We start from the raw sequence: 16,017 nt of genomic DNA, 5'->3' as shown, positions 1-16,017 counted from the left end.
GGGGGAATCTCTATTTTTTTAGAAAGTCACCTTCTGCAAATGTATGGATAAACTCATTGTTTTTCTTTATAAATTTAAATACAAATCCATTATGCTTCGGAATAAGATTTCGATAATCGATATAATTATCAAGAATGTTCTGAATAGTTCCAGTGTCATTATGAGTCATATTTGCATCCTCCGATTATTATGATGGTTAGTAAATACATTTTATGGGGTTTTTGTAATTTTTTTTATTATACACTAGTTTGGGCTGTGTTTCTTTATAGTGTTAAACTTAAAGATAGAAAATCTCTAAAGATTGACAAAGGTCTTTTTTTTTATTGCTTGAAAAGGGAAGAAAATAGGTAAAGGCTCAACGGTTTGACAGAGCTTTTAGTATTGATTATGTTGAAACGCCAGATGGGGATCCTGCCCACTAAAGATTTGTTCTCAAAAGGCTCCCTCGCAAGTTCCTGAAAATAGTTAGGGGGGAATACAAGAATTTTTGTAAGTAGGGTTACTGCCAGGTTTTAGTATACATTCTAAGTTTCTACGATATAATGACTCTACTCAGTTGTTTTAACGATAATCTGGAGACTAGCAAAGACATAGGGGGGACGAAGATGGAAATTAAATATGAGCTGACAAAAGATGATTACCTAGCGTTTAATCTTCATTACGTTAAGCATTCTAAAACTATAAAGCAGTCTTTATTCAGGCAACAATTTTTTGTGCCAATTATTTTCTTAATCCTGCCTTTTATTTTTCCTTTGGTTGCAGGAGAGTTTTCGGTTGGATTCTCCATTGTCTTTATGCTCGTCTCAGTCGTATGGATGATATTTTATCCAAAATATTTCTACTGGCATGTTATGAGCCATATAAACAAAAGCTTTAACGAGGGCAATAATGAGAATTTGTTAGGGGAGCATACATTTACATTTAATGATGAGGGGTTTATAGAAACGAACAGAGCAGGAGAAAGCCAGGTTAGTTGGTCCAGTATAGAAAAAGTAGAAGAGAATGACCAATATTTCTTTCTCTTCTTTAGTACTATGAGTGCCTATATTCTACCGAAACGTTCATTCTTGAATGAAACGGATCAGAAAAACTTTCAGCGTAGGATGGATCAACGAATTTCTTCAGCCGCTAGTAAGTAAGAGCTTAAATAGACTCCTTGTTATCCGTGGTTTTACTCTATAGAAAGAGTCATTATTTTGATTATTCTTTAATCAAAATAATGACTCTTTTTTAATGTTCCTGTTCCACTAATCTTGTTAAAATATTTAGTCCTTCTTTTAATTCTTCTAATGACGCATAGGCATAGGAAAGACGGATATGATGTAAGTCTCTTGTTTCATATATATATCCTGGGTTAATCAGCACATGCTGACTCAACAAATTTAGAAATAATGCCTTATTTACGATAGGTTTATGGAACCTGATCCATATGTAGAAGCCACCCTCAGATTTTTTCCACGTAGCTATTTTTTGAAATCGCTGCTCTAAAATTCCTTCTACAAATGCCGCCCGCTTTTTCAATTGTTCTCGAAGTTGAACCAAATGCCTTTCGTATAAACCAGTTGCTATCCAATGGGCAACGATTTCTTGGGAAAAGGCGCTTGAGCCGTAATCCGTTTGCATTTTAATATCAGCTAATCGTTTAATAACAGGAGAAGGGGCAACTACCCAACCAATCCGTAATCCCGCACTGAGCGTTTTGGATACACTGCCGATATAAAGCACTTGACCGGACGTGTCAAACGACTTTATGGCAGGCGAAGTGGAGTCGAATAATAATTCATGATAGACATCATCTTCAATAATCGGGATTTGCAGTTCTTTGCATGCATGATATAGTGTTTGTTTTTCCTTCATCGACCAATTGTGTCCGGTCGGATTGTGCAAGGTCGGCACACAGTAAAATAAAGATTGTCTTTTTCTTTTGAGTGTCCTTAATTTGTCTGCTAAATGGTCATCCCTTGAAACTGCAGTCATGCGCATGCCTGCAGTTTGAAAGAGATGAATGGAATTTAGATACGATGGCTGCTCCTGAAAAACAATGGAGCCTGCTTCTAATAAACCAACAGCGATTAATTGAAGAGCTTGAAGGGCGCCTGAAACAATTAAAATGTTCTCCGGCGCTGTTTGAATACCTCGTTTTTTTAAGTAGCTACATAGAATGACGCGAAGCTTTTCGCTTCCTTGAGGAGAGGAATAACCGATGGCTTTTGGATTGAGCGAGATTTCTTTTAACGACTGTTCCATTTGTTTTGTTGGAAGTAAGTCGGGGGATAACTCACCTGTTCCAAGGCGGATGACATGATCCATCTGCTCATGCTCATTGATAAGCTGAATCGTATGGTAATTTGGTTTGTGAATACTGGATTCAATATGCTGCTGCCAGTTCGGCTGAGATCTATTCACAAGCACATTCCACGAATTATTGGCCACAAAGACGCCCGACCCTTTTTTCGATTCGAGAAAACCATCTGCTCTTAAGTCATCAAGCGCAAGTTGAACAGTGCTCCGATTGACGTTAAATTGTATTGCCAGCTGGCGTTGCGTGGGAATTTTTGTGCCAACTGTCCAATCCCCTCGTTCAATCTGAATCTTTATCCAATCTACAATTTGCTCTTGGATGGTTAAATGAGAATGACGGTTGGGTTTCCAATTCATTGAATCCCCTCCTAAATTGGGTGGATAAAAAACCATCCAATTGGCTGTTTTCTTTTAGTTGTATCATAGTACGATAGTAATTGGAAGGGAGTTGATGACATGGATGCCATTATCCACGGGATCATTTTAGCCTTTGGTCTTATTTTGCCTTTAGGCGTGCAAAATGTATTTGTATTTTCGCAAGGAGCCACACAGCCAAAACTGTTTCAAGCACTGCCGGCGGCTATTACAGCTGCATTGTGCGATACACTTTTAATTATCTTAGCCGTGTTTGGTCTATCCGTGATTGTTTTACAATTTGAATGGCTACGGGTTAGTCTCATGATCGTCGGAATTTTATTTTTGCTTTACATGGGGTACGCTATTTGGCGGTCTGCGCCAATGGATACGGAAGAGAATAAAGCATTATCAATCCGGCGGCAAATTATTTTCGCTTTATCTGTTTCTTTACTAAATCCTCATGCTATTTTAGACACAGTGGGAGTGATCGGGACAAGTGCATTAAGATATGTTGGCACAGAGCAAGTTTTTTTTACAATCGCCTGTGTGACAGTGTCTTGGATTTGGTTTTTTGGATTGACGATTGCAGGTGCGATTATGAAAAAGCTTGATGGTACAGGAGGGTTAATGAATATATTCAACAAATGCTCTGGTCTATTTATCTGGGGAACTGCCGTTTATCTGTTGATTGGATTGATATGACAAACAGCAAACAATAACAATATTATGTCTAGTGAAGACTCTTCTTTTATCGTTTGTCACAATGAGAATACTAGTTAGAATTTGAACGATATATATGGATACATAGAAAGAGGCTATCTCATCTTCTTGTCGATCATGAACCATAAATATAAGAGCCATTTGATTTATCAAAAAGCGAGGAAGCCTGCAAAAAATGCAGGCTTTTTTTATGGTGGTGCCTGTTTTATTGTACTGAATGGTAAAACAGGCAGGTTCAGGACTTTTAATTTGCAAATTCTATCTTTACAAATGGTTTTTCCGAGAGTATAGTAGCTATTATCAATTTAATGTTTACATTAAATCATACCTAATATCGCTTAATTCTTGAGGAAGTGGGGGACCCATTTTTGTGCATAGCACTTGGGGTGAATCCTTCGTTAGAAGGTAGGGCTACTTTCAAGGCCCGAGTCCGACAGCTAACCCCATCAGCGTTTTGAAAGGAGGTTTGCTTTGTGTTGTGTAAAGAACACTAAGTAGGGCTTCTTAGTGTTTTTTTGTTGCCCTGCTTTCAATATTAGTCCATTGCCCTTTAAGAAAAATTTAGGATTGAGAAGTGAAGGAGATACTATCGTGAACAGCAAATCCAATCATTTTATGGATCCCCCTAAGATCTTAGCAGGCGGATTTGCTCTTGTTATTTTGTTAGGAGCTTATCTTTTGACGTTGCCAGCGGCGACAAAAAACGGAGAGGGCCTATCCTTTTTAGATGCCCTTTTTACATCCACGTCTGCCACGTGTGTAACGGGCCTGGTTGTTGTTGATACAGGCACCACGTTTTCCACCTTTGGCCAGCTTGTTATTTTGGGCCTCATCCAAATTGGGGGGCTAGGCTTTATGTCGGTTGCAACGCTGTTTGCTTTTTTGGTGAAAAGAAAAATTTCTTTGAAAGAACGATTGATTTTACGGGAAGCTTTTAATTCCCCGGCCATTGAAGGGATTGTTAAACTCGTAAGGCGGGTTTTGCTTTTCACACTTGCCTGTGAGTTTATCGGGGGGATATTGCTTACCATTCGTTTCTCTTTTGATATGCCGATAGGGAAAGCGATGTATTATGGATTTTTTCATGCTATTTCCAATTTTAATAATGCAGGATTCGACCTTATGGGTGAATTTAGAAGTTTAACCGGCTATGTAGATGATCCAATCGTTGTATTAGTGATCTGCTCGTTAATCATTATGGGAGGCATCGGGTTTGTCGTCATGAACGAATTGTATGACTACCGGAAGAGAAAACACTTATCTCTACACACAAAAATTGTTCTGGTGACAACCTTCTTGCTAGTTGGAGTAGGAACGGTTTTAATTTTCTTGTTGGAATTTCACAATACAAAAACATTGAAGCCTTTATCGTGGACGGGGAAGTTTTTAGGCGCTTTGTATCAATCAGTAACAGCGCGTACAGCGGGATCGAACACACTAAATATTGCTGATTTGACAGATACATCTTTGTTCTTGATTATCTTTTTAATGTTTATTGGTGCTTCTCCTGGTTCTACAGGTGGAGGGATTAAGACAACGACTTTTGCTACGCTGGTTGGAGCGGTCATGTCCCAGATTAAAGGGAAGGAAGAGGTTGTTTTTTTCGAAAGACGAATTGATTATAAATTAATCTATAAGTCTCTTACGATTATATTAAGCAGCCTATCAGTTGTTGTTATTGTAACAATGATTTTAACGATTACGGAAACAGGCAAGGGATTTTTGATGATTGTTTTTGAAGCTACGTCAGCTTTTGCCACAACAGGGCTATCGATGGGATTAACACCGGATTTAACTCCTATCGGCAAGGTGGTCATCATACTCGCCATGTTTACAGGAAGGTTAGGCCCTTTAACGTTAGCAGTAGCACTTACGCTGAACCGTCAGCCTGATCGGTTCCGTTATACAGAAGAAAAAATAATGATTGGATAAGTTTATGCCATTATGCAGGAGGATTTACGGATCGTGATTAGAGAATTAATCAGCCAATGCTTTTCACGTATTGGTTCAGCACACATTCACCTTGTTTTAGATAAGAGAGAGTTTGCTCCAGGAGAAAAAGTGACTGGATACTTCTCTCTTGAAGGCGGGTGGTTTGAACAGGAAATTAAGAGGCTTGAATGTGATTTAGTCGTCACAGACAGCAAGACGCAAACGGAGCAACTGGTTGAAGGGGCTGTGACAAGACTGATGTCAAAATCAATTGTCTCCAAAGAATCAGATCAAATCCCATTCACGTTCCTGTTGCCAGCTGAATTAGATTCTTCATCTGATAGCCGCTCATATTGTTTTCACACGAGAGTCGTTTTTAGCAATGGAGCCAAAAGCATGGAACACGATGAAATTAAAATTTTAAGATAAATGCATTAACAGTGACGAAAACAAGGCATCCCTGAGTGTTCAGGAAGATGCCTTGTTTTGCTTTTGGCAAAATCATGAAATGGTTAAAAAAGGGAAGTGGATAAGAGGGAGGTAACTCATCATAAAATTGTTTCAGTTCCTAATTATGTCTTCTGCGTATTTTTTCATAATTTTGTCAGAGGATGAATTATCGGCAAGGGAGATGGTTTGGATAAAAAAAGATCCAATCAATCAAGAATGTTAAAAATGAACGTTCTATAACGGATTAAAAGGATAAAAAATTTTACAACAAGCAATAGCGCAGCAAAAGCTTTAGCAAATTTAAAAAAGATGGATTATTAAGCGGCATGTTTACAAAAGAATATGACCGTCGGCTTAATAAGTCGTGTTTAATGATCAATCAATAAAAAATCAGTATAAAAAATCAGCTTAAAAAGCATCTCGTTTTATTTTTAAAATATCTCAATATTAATAGTATACTTTTAAGATGAGATAAAATGATTTAACTTCCTATAATTTATATTATGTTAACTAAAATAAAACGTAAATAACATGGTCTAACTAATCTTCTCCCCTTTAGTCCTCCTAATAATTATTATCTCGCAAATTTTACATAATCCTTGTATACTTCTACTTCGCGCATGACTGTCTCACTAACTGCCGATCTTTCACCTTAGCTTGGCGCTACATATATCACAGAAATATAAACGTATATGAAATACACTGCGGGAATGAGTGAAATAATTATGCCGAGTAATCTAGTTTCTAACTTATACTGCAAAACTAAGCCAATAATCCAAACTAGTAACCAGATCAGTATGCGATAATCATTTGTGGGCTCATCCGTGTCTGCTATTCCGCTAATTAAAAAGCCTATAAAACTAGAAAAAGCAACAAATAATCCGGTCACAACATTCATGATAATCCATACAATTCGACTCATTTAAGTTCGACCTCTTTCTTTGCAGCGTTTTAATACGAACCTCCGAAATAGTCACGCAGAAAATGCGCTCTGGGGGTATGTGTTTGTTTGACAATCCTTTGAGGTGTTTTTGGATGAACTTCTGCTGCTCCTTGAATTTAGAGAACATTAAACATCATGGATACATGTTTTGGGGAATTTTTGTATTTATCCTTTGAGAGAAAACGTTGAATCGTTAAAGTAGACAAAGAATTATTAGTTTACATAATTACAGAGACTATTCTATTTTCTAACGCATACTAAAAGCCAATCTACTTCTGTAAGTATGTAAGTGGAATTATTTGCTGCCCAGGTTGTTTACAGCCATTTGAATACTCCGGGTCTAGGTAAAGAAACAAGAGTGCCTCCTCCCTCTTGTTTCACTCGTTTTCTCTTAAAGACATAATAAGTCCGATCAAGAAAATGAGCGGAAACAAATACCATATGATCAATGCTGCCAACAATGATAGTAATGGATAATACTATGACAATCGCCGCTTTATACCACCTTCCTTTCTTGTCGTACTATCATTTTTTAACCTATATACCTACATAAATGCATATAAAGGCGATCCTGAATAGCGGATCGCCTCCTTCCTTTATTTCATAAGATTTTTTGACGGTTCTTGGTAGACGGGTTCTGTTTCAGAATGGATTAAATGATTGGTCCCTAGACTGATAATTATGGCTACAATGACATTGACCGCTACCGCAATGGCTCCTGTGTTGATATCGTTAAGGACCGGAGGAATAGACGGGAAGAAATCAACCAGCTTAGCGGATGTAACCGTTGCATATAAAACGATGGCAACTCCCGTAATGATTCCTGCCATGGCACCGAACTTATTCATGGCACGCTGGTTGAAAAAGCTGAATAACAATGCCGGAACAAGTTGGGCAATTAAACTGTAAGACATAATATTCAATATTGCTAAAGCATTGCCGCCTGTAATCGTGAAAACGAACGCAATGACGATAATGACTAAAACGAAGACTTTGGAAACAATCAACTGCTGACGATCAGAAGATTTGGGGGCTATCAATTTATAAAATCCCGTCATTAATCCAATGGAAGCAGACATTAACATCACAGAGACTGGAACTAAGGCTGTGAGCAAGCCAGCCGCTCCGACAATGCCCACCACCCATGGATCAAATGTTTGAAGAGTTAAACGCAGTAAAGATAAATCTCCATCCGCTCCTTGTAACCCCGGGATCTGTATGATAGCTGCAAAGCCGATGAAAAATGCGAATAACAGGAGCAAGGTATATAAAGGCAAGGTGATCGCATTTCTTTTCAATGACTTCTCTCCCTTGGCGGATAAAACAACGGAAAAGGAATTCGGCAATAGATAAAAACTGAAGGCATTTAGGATCACCGTAGACACGAACCAGGAAATGCTCAACCCTTCAGTTGATAAAACGAGGCTTTCAGGTTTGACTGCTTCTACCGCTTTGAATAGAGGCTGAATTCCACCAAAGTAATGGAAAGGAATATATAGTCCAAGAAAAACGATAACAAACAAAATCATGATGTCTTTAAGAACGGCAGTCCAGGCGGATCCGTGAATTCCTGAAATAACGACATATATAGTAGCAATGACAGCTCCTATCGTACTTGCTGCAAGCGGACTAATACTTCCATAAGACGCTTCTGAGACGATGATTCCCAGACCTTTGAGCTGGATGACGATGTAAGGAATCAACGCGATCGTTCCGATAAAGCTCACTACCAGACCTAATATGGGACTGTTAAATTTTGAAGCAAAATAGTCAGGCTGAGAGATGATGTTATGCTGTTTAGCATAGCGCCAAATGTTCGGAACGATCCAATACGAAACGACGTAAGCCAGACAAATATAGGCAGGGACATAGAATGCGGCTGCACCTTTTGAATACGCCCATCCGCTGCCACCCAGAAAGGTAAAAGTTGTATATACCTCACCAGCGATCAGCAGGAAAACAAAAAGGGTACCGAACCCTTTGTTTCCAACGGCAAATTCATCTACATTCATTTTCTTCCCATGTGTGGCTCGAATACCGAGAAAGAGAGCAATCGCAGCGAAGGCGAATATGATAATCAATGCGATGTTCATTATTCTTCGCCTCCCTGGTTAGCAGGATCATACTTATAGACGATAGCCAGGATAGCTGATGACAAAATCATCCATAATACGATCCAAAACAGCAGGAATGGCAATCCCAATACATACGGTTCAATTTTATTGACAAATGGCAGCAAGAAGCATATTCCGATGAAAGGCACAATGAGCAATAGTTTAATCATAATTCCACTCCTCCTATTGATAGTGCGCTGTCCATAGGAGCTTTTAGTCTATAGAAGTATTTCCTTCTTTCTCTGTTCGGAACATGGTTGTCGCTCCATTTTCCCCTTGATGGTCTTTGGCTGATGACAAGTCCTGTTATTAGCTGTTTTGCCCAATCTGTTGGGTATCGAGCCTTTAATTATGAACGTGCAGTTGCCTTTGTCCGCTCAAAAACAATTTCACCATCTATCATCGTTAGTTCGACCTGAATATCTTTCAGATTTTCCTCGGATTCTTTCAAGATGCTGCGGTCTAAGACAACCAAATCAGCCAGTTTACCCGCTTCTAAGCTGCCTTTGATGGTTTCTTCAAAGCTGGCGTATGCGCCGTTATAGGTATACATACGAATCGCCTCTAGCAAATTTATTTTTTGAGCCTCTTCGAACGAAGTGCCGTTTTTCATGCAGCGGTTAACGGCTGTATAGATGCCGATAAATGGATTACAGGTCGTAATCGGAGCATCGGATCCAGCGGCAGCTACAATTCCTGCGTCGATAAAATCACGGGCTGGATACATGTAATTCACACGGCTTCCATAGTTATGTAGATAACTTTCTCCAAATTCATACGGGAATGGCGGATTCGGCACAGGGATTATATTTAACTTTTTCATTCGCTCTTGCAGATCAGGGCTTGCAATGCCCGCATGTTCGATGCGATGCCGATGATTTTCCCGGGGAACTTCTTGCAGCGCCTTTTCCACAACATTTAAGTACATCTCAATGGCGCGGTCTCCCTGAGCATGAACAGTTATTTGATAGCCTCGCTTATGGGCTTCTCCTAATACTTCATAGATCTCATCTTCCGAGTAATACAGTATGCCATGGTCTTGTTTATTGCTCGTGTACCCTTCCCTAGTCGCAATTGTTGGCCCTGTACTGCTGCCGTCTGTGAAAAGCTTGGCCGGACCGATTTTGAAAAACTCATTTCCCGTACCTGTGATGACACCGGCCTCCATCATATTCAAGGTGAATTGTTTACAGTCATTCAACGTGCCGATCATGGCATAGACACGGATTTTTAGGTCACCGCTGTGGGAGGCAAGCTGGAGGAGTCGATAGCTTTCCTGATTAAAGGTTCCTGCTTCATGTACGCTTGTTATTCCTGCCTCTATAAAATGCTGCTGAGCGATAGAAATAGCTTGCTGGATTTCTTGTGGAGTGTATCTGGCGGTTTCATTCATTTTCATATAAGCGGTTTCGATAAGGCGTCCTGTAAGGTTGCCATCCGTATCTTTTTCTATGCTGCCACCTTGGGGATTGATTGTATGTGCATCTATATTGGCTAACTGAAGGGCATAGCTGTTGGCGACACCGATATGGCCACACGTTCTGGTGATCACGACCGGGTGTTCCGTGGAAATGGAGTCGAGTTCTTCTAGAGTCGGGTAGCGTTTTTCGTCTATCGTTCTTTCGTTGAAGCCCCAGGCCCGCACCCACTGGCCCTTTGGTGTATTAGCGGCTCTTTTCTTTAACGCAGTCAATAAGGCATCCATTGACTGCATGTCTGGCTCTTTGCAGCTTAAGTTCAATTGGAAAACGCCGTACAGGATGAGATGTAAGTGAGCATCAATGATACCGGGAAGCAATGACTTTCCATTCAAATCAATTACTCGTGTTCCTTCGCTTGCAAATGCTTGCAACTCTTCATTAGAACCAACAGCCAAAATTTTATTTCCCTTGATTGCGATGGCTTGTTGAATAGAATCCTTTTCATCTACAGTCATGACCTCACCGTTCAAAAAAACGATATCTGCCTTCATCGAATCCCTCCTATTTTTGAAACATTCTATCAATTATTGGTAATTTGAAAAATATAGCATGAAATGATAGGAAAGATAATACCCAAAAGGTAAGGTTGTTTCTCCTATTAATTGGACAATTTGTTAATGAGGAGAATGAATCTAAACATTAGAATACACGCTGAAGCTAACACCTATTATTTTGGATGAACTCACCATAAATACTACAATATAGTTATCTTTGTATAATTTAATTAGTGGAAAATGAAAAGAATCACGGGTTTATACAGGGATATTATTTTATTAATATATTTATTAAATCGGATTATAGACGATAACTTGACAGAAGCTAGATGAAAAAGAAAGAGCCTATATTAATTTATGATAGGCTCTTTCAATCCTTTTAAATTAAGTTTTCATGCATCATTATCAACCCTCTTATCTGATAATGTTCACTTGCTTCAATGCTTCAATAGCAATATTTTTAGCTTCTGTACCTGATCCGCTGAGGTTAACGGCAAATACCCAAGTTTCTTTTTTTGTCTCTATGAAGCCCACATACCAGCCCAATCCCATGTCCGAAAGCCTTGTTCCTGTTTTCCCATGAAGCGTGTAATGGTCCTGCTCATCCTGTATCATGATTCGTTTAACTGTTTTTTGGTTTTTTTTCTTCAATGGCAGTTTTTCTTCTACAAGGTCTTCTATAAATTCAGCTTGCTCCATTGCTGAAATCTTCAATGTGCTATCAAGCCAGAATCTATCAATACCTCCTGATAGATTCTTGTTTCCATATCCGATTCGGTTAATGTTTTCTTGCATCTTCATTTCACCGATATCTCTCGCCAAGTCCTGATAAAACCAGATAGCTGACTCTCGCATGGCTGAAGCTAACGAGTGGTCCCGATTCCAGCTTTCAAATTCTCTGATCACTCCATCCCAGCGCTTTACTTCATATTCGTCCCTTACAGCGCCTGTTTCTAGTCCGATTAAAGCGTTAGGCACCTTAAAGGTGGATTCAGGTGTCAGTCTTTTTGTACTTCTTTTACTGTTATACACGTAAGTATGGTTGTTTTTTAAGTTCTTAAGTACCATTGTGCCGTCTTTGCCATTAAACAATTCTTCAATTTCCAGCTTCTTTGTTTTTTGAACTTCCGCATTCGCTGCTTTTGATGCACCTGTGAAAACCAACATGGCGGAGACGAAAAAGAGTATGGCTAGATGAATAAACTTTCTAATTGGCCTTTTCTTAGAGTCGTACATTTTCAATGTGATTTCCTCCTTTTTTACTGAAGTTACATGCCCCTTCTGGTAATTTATACTATAGGGAAATCTTCTTTCATGGTAGAGGCTAAAAATGTCATCTGTGCCCATACAGATGGCGAAGATGGAGGGCTTTATAGAGATGAAATACGAAGAGATTATAAATGAAATTCAGAGTAGAGTAGCCGATGGCCGGCTTAAGCCTGGTGAGAAGTTGCCCTCTATTCGTTCACTTTCAGAAGAGTTTAGCTGTAGCATTAACACAATTATTAAAGCCTACAATGAACTAGAAAAAGCGCATAAAATTTATTCAGTTCCCAAAAGTGGTTATTTTCTTGTAGGCAGCCAGAACTTGGCGTCTAATCCTCCGCAGGAATTCATTGATTTCTCATCCGCTGGTCCTGATAAATGGCAGATGCCTTACCGCGATTATCAGCACTGTATTAACCAGGCCATTGAACTATACAAGGAAGAAATGTTTCAATACGCAGAACCTCTTGGCCTACCGTCACTGCGCTATCAGCTTTCCAGGCAGCTGCAAGAGCTGCAAGTTTTCACGCCCCCGGAAAGAATTTGTGTGGTCTCTGGCTCCCAGCAGGCTCTTGATATTCTTGTAGCTCTCCCCTTTCCAAATGGAAAAGAGGAAATCTGTGTGGAGCAGCCGACCCATTTCAGCTTTATTGATTCTATTTGCTCCCGTGGCTTACAGGCAATTGGAATAGAGATGACAAGGGATGGTATTGATCTAGCATATTTAGAAAAAGTATTCAAAGAAAGGCTAATTAAATTTTTCTATACCGTCTCTAGATTTCAAAATCCTACTGGATACAGCTATACGAACAAGGAAAAAAAGAAAATTGTGGAATTGGCACAAAGATATGATGTATTCATCATTGAGGATGATTACATGGGAGATCTTGACACAAGAAAAAAGGCTGATCCTATGTTTGCGTATGATCCGTCCGGTAGAGTTATTTATACAAAAAGTTTTTCAAAAGTCCTATTACCCGGCTTGAGACTGGGAGCAGCCGTCCTGCCAGATGCCCTTCTAGGATTATTTGCGAAAGCTAAATTTGCTGCGGATGTTCATACCCCTGTACTGACCCAAGGTGCATTAGAAATTTATCTTCAAAGCGGGATGTATAATGCTCACATTGAGGGGCTTAGGAAAGTCTATAAAAGAAAAGGAAAGATACTTAAACAAGCGTTTCGTAACTATCTTCCAAACGAGGTAGTATTCACTGGTGCTGACTCCGGTTTTTATTCTACCATTCAATTGCCTTCTCATATGAAAGCAGCACACCTCGTCCATGGCCTCAAGAAAAAGAATGTGCTTGTCCAAGATGCGACCGGAATGTATCTCCCCTTGTATAAAAAGGAGAATGTCATCCGCTTAAGTGTTTCTCAAGTAGAGGATAAAAAGATTGAGGACGGGATTAGGAAGATTGGAGAGGAAATAGGTTTGCTTGTAAGTTCAGGTAAAAGCTAGCTTTAATCACTTTCGTCGAACATAGGCGTACGTAGTGTTGATAAACTAGAAAGAAAAAAGATTGCTTAACAGCAATCTTTTTTCTTTCCTCATTTGACCGCAATCCAAATTTCTGAGTAATAATCTGGACTTGTTGGATTTCCAGCTGAATAGACTTCTAATTCTGGCGCACCCGCATGCTCATAGCCGCTGGAGGGAAACCATTCCGAGAAAATTTGCTTCCAAGCATTTTGCATGGAATGAGGCATAGGGCCATGCACTTCGAATATCGCCCATTTGGCTGCCGGGATTTCCATGCTCAAAAAGTTGCCAGGCTTATCAGATGCATGGCCTTCACAAGCAGCAGCAATCCAGTATTCCATGCTGTCAGGCTTTGTATTGCGCTTATCTACACATATACCAAGAATCCCTTTAATATCGCCGTCATTTAATTCAAGAAGTTTGTCAGCCGTTCCGTCATTGTTCGCTTTATCCCACATCTTTGGAATGGCGATAAGATTTTTTCCATCCTCTAAAGATAACTCCTTCTTTACCCCTGTCACGTGGAAACTTTCTTTTTTTACAATTGAATATTGCATGGGTTCTGCTCCTTTCAGACTCACCTGAATTGTCAGGCGGTTATAAGATTTCAGCTTTCCTCTAAAGTTTCTTGCTTCAGTTGGCGTCATGCCATGCTGCCTGCGAAAAGCTTTAGCAAAGGATTCGGGAGTTTCATATCCATACTTGTAGGCCAGATCAATGACCTTGCTGTCAGTTTGGGTCAGCTCCTGTGCCGCCAGTGTCAAGCGTCTGCCTCTGATATACTCTCCAACTGCCATATCCGTCAAAATGGCGAATGTGCGCTGGAAATGATAAGCGGACGCATTCGCTTCTTCTGCCACCCTTTCGATTGAAAGGTCACTATCGAGCAAATGCTCTTCAATATAATCGATTGCCTTCTGCAGCGATACGATCCATGCCATAATGTCCATCACTCCCTTGCTTCCATCTTATACATTTCAGAAACTCTTTTCCGGTCATTTCATGCTTTGTTGTGACAGGGGTGTTATGTAGAAAAAGCAAAAGGCATAAGGAGGCCAATTCCTCTATACCTTTTCTGTTAGCATGTTACTGCCGAAAAACATTCTTTTTATGCCATCTAAAATAGGGTTTATTTTCTTCGTAGCGAGCAATTTTCATTTTAGGGTGAAGCCTATAATTATCGTAATCTATTTCGGGTATTTGCGGTGAAATATGCAGACGCCCCCGGCCATCAAAGGCAATATAGCCTTTGTCGTATAAAGCATCATGATTGCAACATAAAAGCACGCCATTAAACGGATCTAGCCGCTCTATATCAGTGCTGTCTTTCCATGGTTTCGAATGGCTTGCTCGTAATAATGCAGGAAGTTCGATGCCACAAAGTGCACACTTATGCTCCCATAATGGTAATAATTCACGTTTGAACTTTTGCTGACCTAAACGAATTTTCGCTTTTGCTTCTGCTTCCGTTTCAGCAATCATCGGTACAATCGTATTGCGCTCTGTTTGACGAACGATGCCCATGGCTAATTCAAGCTGTTCGAGTTCTACTTCGTAAATATTAAGGTCGCTAATAAGTTCTAACAATTTAATGGCTAACTCTTCATTGCATGGATATAAGTACCCTTGATTTCCGTTGCCATCTTGTTGGAAAGGTGAATATTTAAGCGGCAGCAGAGGACGCAATGCATCGAAACTCGTACGTATGTTTAAAGGTACTTCTAATTCATGATAATGAAGCGGCACTAAATAGCCGTTTTCTCCCCATTGCTCAAAACTTTGCATAGCAACTGGTTTGGTCGCTTCTTGACAATTTGATGAGGCAACACTGATCGCAACGATCTCTCCTTTTACGTAATGAAAGACTCTGTCACCCTCTTTCACTTCAGTCATACGCAACCATGAATGCGGGGTATTGCCTCCTTTATCTTTTTGAGGAGACCAAATAATACCTTGCTCTTTTTCTTCTTGATAAGTGTGGCCTTGCATGACAATAAAGCTATTCATACGATATCCTCAATTCTATAGGTAAATTAAAAAATTCATTTACATTCGATTATACATCATTTCTCCTTTTACTTTCTAACTGTTCTCTTTCAGGCACCTTCTATTCTTTAGTTTTGTGCAGACCAAAAAGCTCATAAGTCTCTCCGGACGACTCATGGGGAAAGTAACGGCCAAAAGTATCGTGTCATTTATGCTTAACGGAGTAAATTTTATCTCTCCGATCGCCTTAAGACTCTCGATAATAATAGATTTTTCCATTGTCCTCTCGCATGTTAATACGGCCGATGGATTCTAGATAAGTCACATTTGTAATGGTTTGAACGAAAGCGGACATCGCCCGGTCTTGAGGCAGTCTATTTCCATAAATATCTTGGGGTAGAAGATTTTTATCAGGAAATGGGTGATAATCCGAAGGAGGAGTATCATAAATAATTATTTTCAAAGCAAAAAGCTGTGGCAATGGATGGCCACA

General features: G+C 39.7%; 14 protein-coding genes and 1 riboswitch. Of the genes, 5 read left to right on the top strand and 9 right to left on the bottom strand.

Going from position 1 to position 16,017, the window contains the following annotated elements; genetic code table 11:
* Positions 1-10: 10 nt before the first annotated feature.
* Positions 11-169: a hypothetical protein gene (locus ACH0BF_RS01945; protein ID WP_406908717.1), complete on the bottom strand. Its 159-nt coding sequence runs from the start codon at positions 167-169 to the stop codon at positions 11-13.
* A gap of 436 nt (positions 170-605) precedes the next feature.
* Between ACH0BF_RS01945 and ACH0BF_RS01940 the strand changes: the two genes are divergently transcribed.
* On the top strand, positions 606-1,139 hold the full coding sequence (locus ACH0BF_RS01940) for a YcxB family protein (protein ID WP_182916930.1): 534 nt from the start codon (positions 606-608) through the stop codon (positions 1,137-1,139).
* A gap of 91 nt (positions 1,140-1,230) precedes the next feature.
* Here the strand turns inward: ACH0BF_RS01940 and ACH0BF_RS01935 are convergent, their stop codons facing one another.
* Entirely contained in the window at positions 1,231-2,658 is a 1,428-nt protein-coding gene (locus ACH0BF_RS01935; protein WP_406908716.1) for an aminotransferase-like domain-containing protein, read from the bottom strand.
* A 99-nt stretch (positions 2,659-2,757) separates the two neighbouring features.
* Here ACH0BF_RS01935 and ACH0BF_RS01930 point away from each other — a divergent pair, with 99 nt between their 5' ends.
* The 3 genes from ACH0BF_RS01930 to ACH0BF_RS01920 all read left to right on the top strand — a co-directional run bounded on the left by ACH0BF_RS01930 (position 2,758) and on the right by ACH0BF_RS01920 (position 5,739).
* Entirely contained in the window at positions 2,758-3,360 is a 603-nt protein-coding gene (locus ACH0BF_RS01930) for a LysE/ArgO family amino acid transporter (protein ID WP_340854152.1), read from the top strand.
* A 343-nt stretch (positions 3,361-3,703) separates the two neighbouring features.
* Positions 3,704-3,844: riboswitch (cyclic di-AMP (ydaO/yuaA leader) on the top strand.
* A 149-nt stretch (positions 3,845-3,993) separates the two neighbouring features.
* Positions 3,994-5,310, top strand: coding sequence for a TrkH family potassium uptake protein (locus ACH0BF_RS01925; protein WP_340856407.1), 1,317 nt, complete (start codon positions 3,994-3,996; stop codon positions 5,308-5,310).
* Positions 5,311-5,343: 33 nt separating this feature from the next.
* Positions 5,344-5,739 (top strand): sporulation protein, encoded by a 396-nt coding sequence (locus ACH0BF_RS01920; RefSeq protein WP_406908715.1) that lies wholly within the window; start codon positions 5,344-5,346, stop codon positions 5,737-5,739.
* A gap of 1,560 nt (positions 5,740-7,299) precedes the next feature.
* Here ACH0BF_RS01920 and ACH0BF_RS01915 read toward each other — a convergent pair.
* The 4 genes from ACH0BF_RS01915 to blaOXA form a co-directional block, all read right to left on the bottom strand.
* The gene (locus ACH0BF_RS01915) at positions 7,300-8,796 is read right to left on the bottom strand and encodes a sodium:solute symporter family protein (protein ID WP_340854150.1); all 1,497 of its coding nucleotides are present in this window, start codon (positions 8,794-8,796) and stop codon (positions 7,300-7,302) included.
* Positions 8,796-8,987, bottom strand: coding sequence for a DUF3311 domain-containing protein (locus ACH0BF_RS01910; protein ID WP_120031247.1), 192 nt, complete (start codon positions 8,985-8,987; stop codon positions 8,796-8,798). The genes ACH0BF_RS01915 and ACH0BF_RS01910 overlap by 1 nt, the downstream gene beginning before the upstream one ends.
* Positions 8,988-9,166: 179 nt before the next feature.
* Positions 9,167-10,789 carry an amidohydrolase gene (locus ACH0BF_RS01905; protein ID WP_340854149.1) on the bottom strand — a complete coding sequence of 541 codons (1,623 nt, stop codon included), beginning with the start codon at positions 10,787-10,789 and terminating at the stop codon, positions 9,167-9,169.
* Positions 10,790-11,206: 417 nt separating this feature from the next.
* Positions 11,207-12,004 (bottom strand): class D beta-lactamase, encoded by a 798-nt coding sequence (gene blaOXA / locus ACH0BF_RS01900; RefSeq protein WP_340856406.1) that lies wholly within the window; start codon positions 12,002-12,004, stop codon positions 11,207-11,209.
* Between the two features lie 166 nt (positions 12,005-12,170).
* On the opposite strand from blaOXA, the gene ACH0BF_RS01895 reads away from it, so the two are divergent.
* Positions 12,171-13,517, top strand: coding sequence for an aminotransferase-like domain-containing protein (locus ACH0BF_RS01895; RefSeq protein ID WP_406908713.1), 1,347 nt, complete (start codon positions 12,171-12,173; stop codon positions 13,515-13,517).
* Positions 13,518-13,606: 89 nt separating this feature from the next.
* Here the strand turns inward: ACH0BF_RS01895 and ACH0BF_RS01890 are convergent, their stop codons facing one another.
* The 3 genes from ACH0BF_RS01890 to ACH0BF_RS01880 all read right to left on the bottom strand — a co-directional run bounded on the left by ACH0BF_RS01890 (position 13,607) and on the right by ACH0BF_RS01880 (position 16,005).
* Positions 13,607-14,479, bottom strand: coding sequence for an AraC family transcriptional regulator (locus ACH0BF_RS01890; protein WP_120037735.1), 873 nt, complete (start codon positions 14,477-14,479; stop codon positions 13,607-13,609).
* Between the two features lie 145 nt (positions 14,480-14,624).
* Complete coding sequence (locus ACH0BF_RS01885; protein WP_120031252.1) at positions 14,625-15,545, bottom strand: HNH endonuclease; 921 nt, start codon at positions 15,543-15,545, stop codon at positions 14,625-14,627.
* A 226-nt stretch (positions 15,546-15,771) separates the two neighbouring features.
* On the bottom strand, positions 15,772-16,005 hold the full coding sequence (locus ACH0BF_RS01880) for a hypothetical protein (protein WP_120031254.1): 234 nt from the start codon (positions 16,003-16,005) through the stop codon (positions 15,772-15,774).
* Positions 16,006-16,017 lie beyond the last annotated feature (12 nt).

Source organism: Pseudobacillus sp. 179-B 2D1 NHS (genome assembly GCF_045370945.1).
Classification (GTDB): Bacteria; Bacillota; Bacilli; order Bacillales; family Domibacillaceae; genus Pseudobacillus.
The sequence above is the reverse complement of the archived record's forward strand: the minus strand, read 5'-3'. Positions and strand labels throughout refer to the sequence as shown.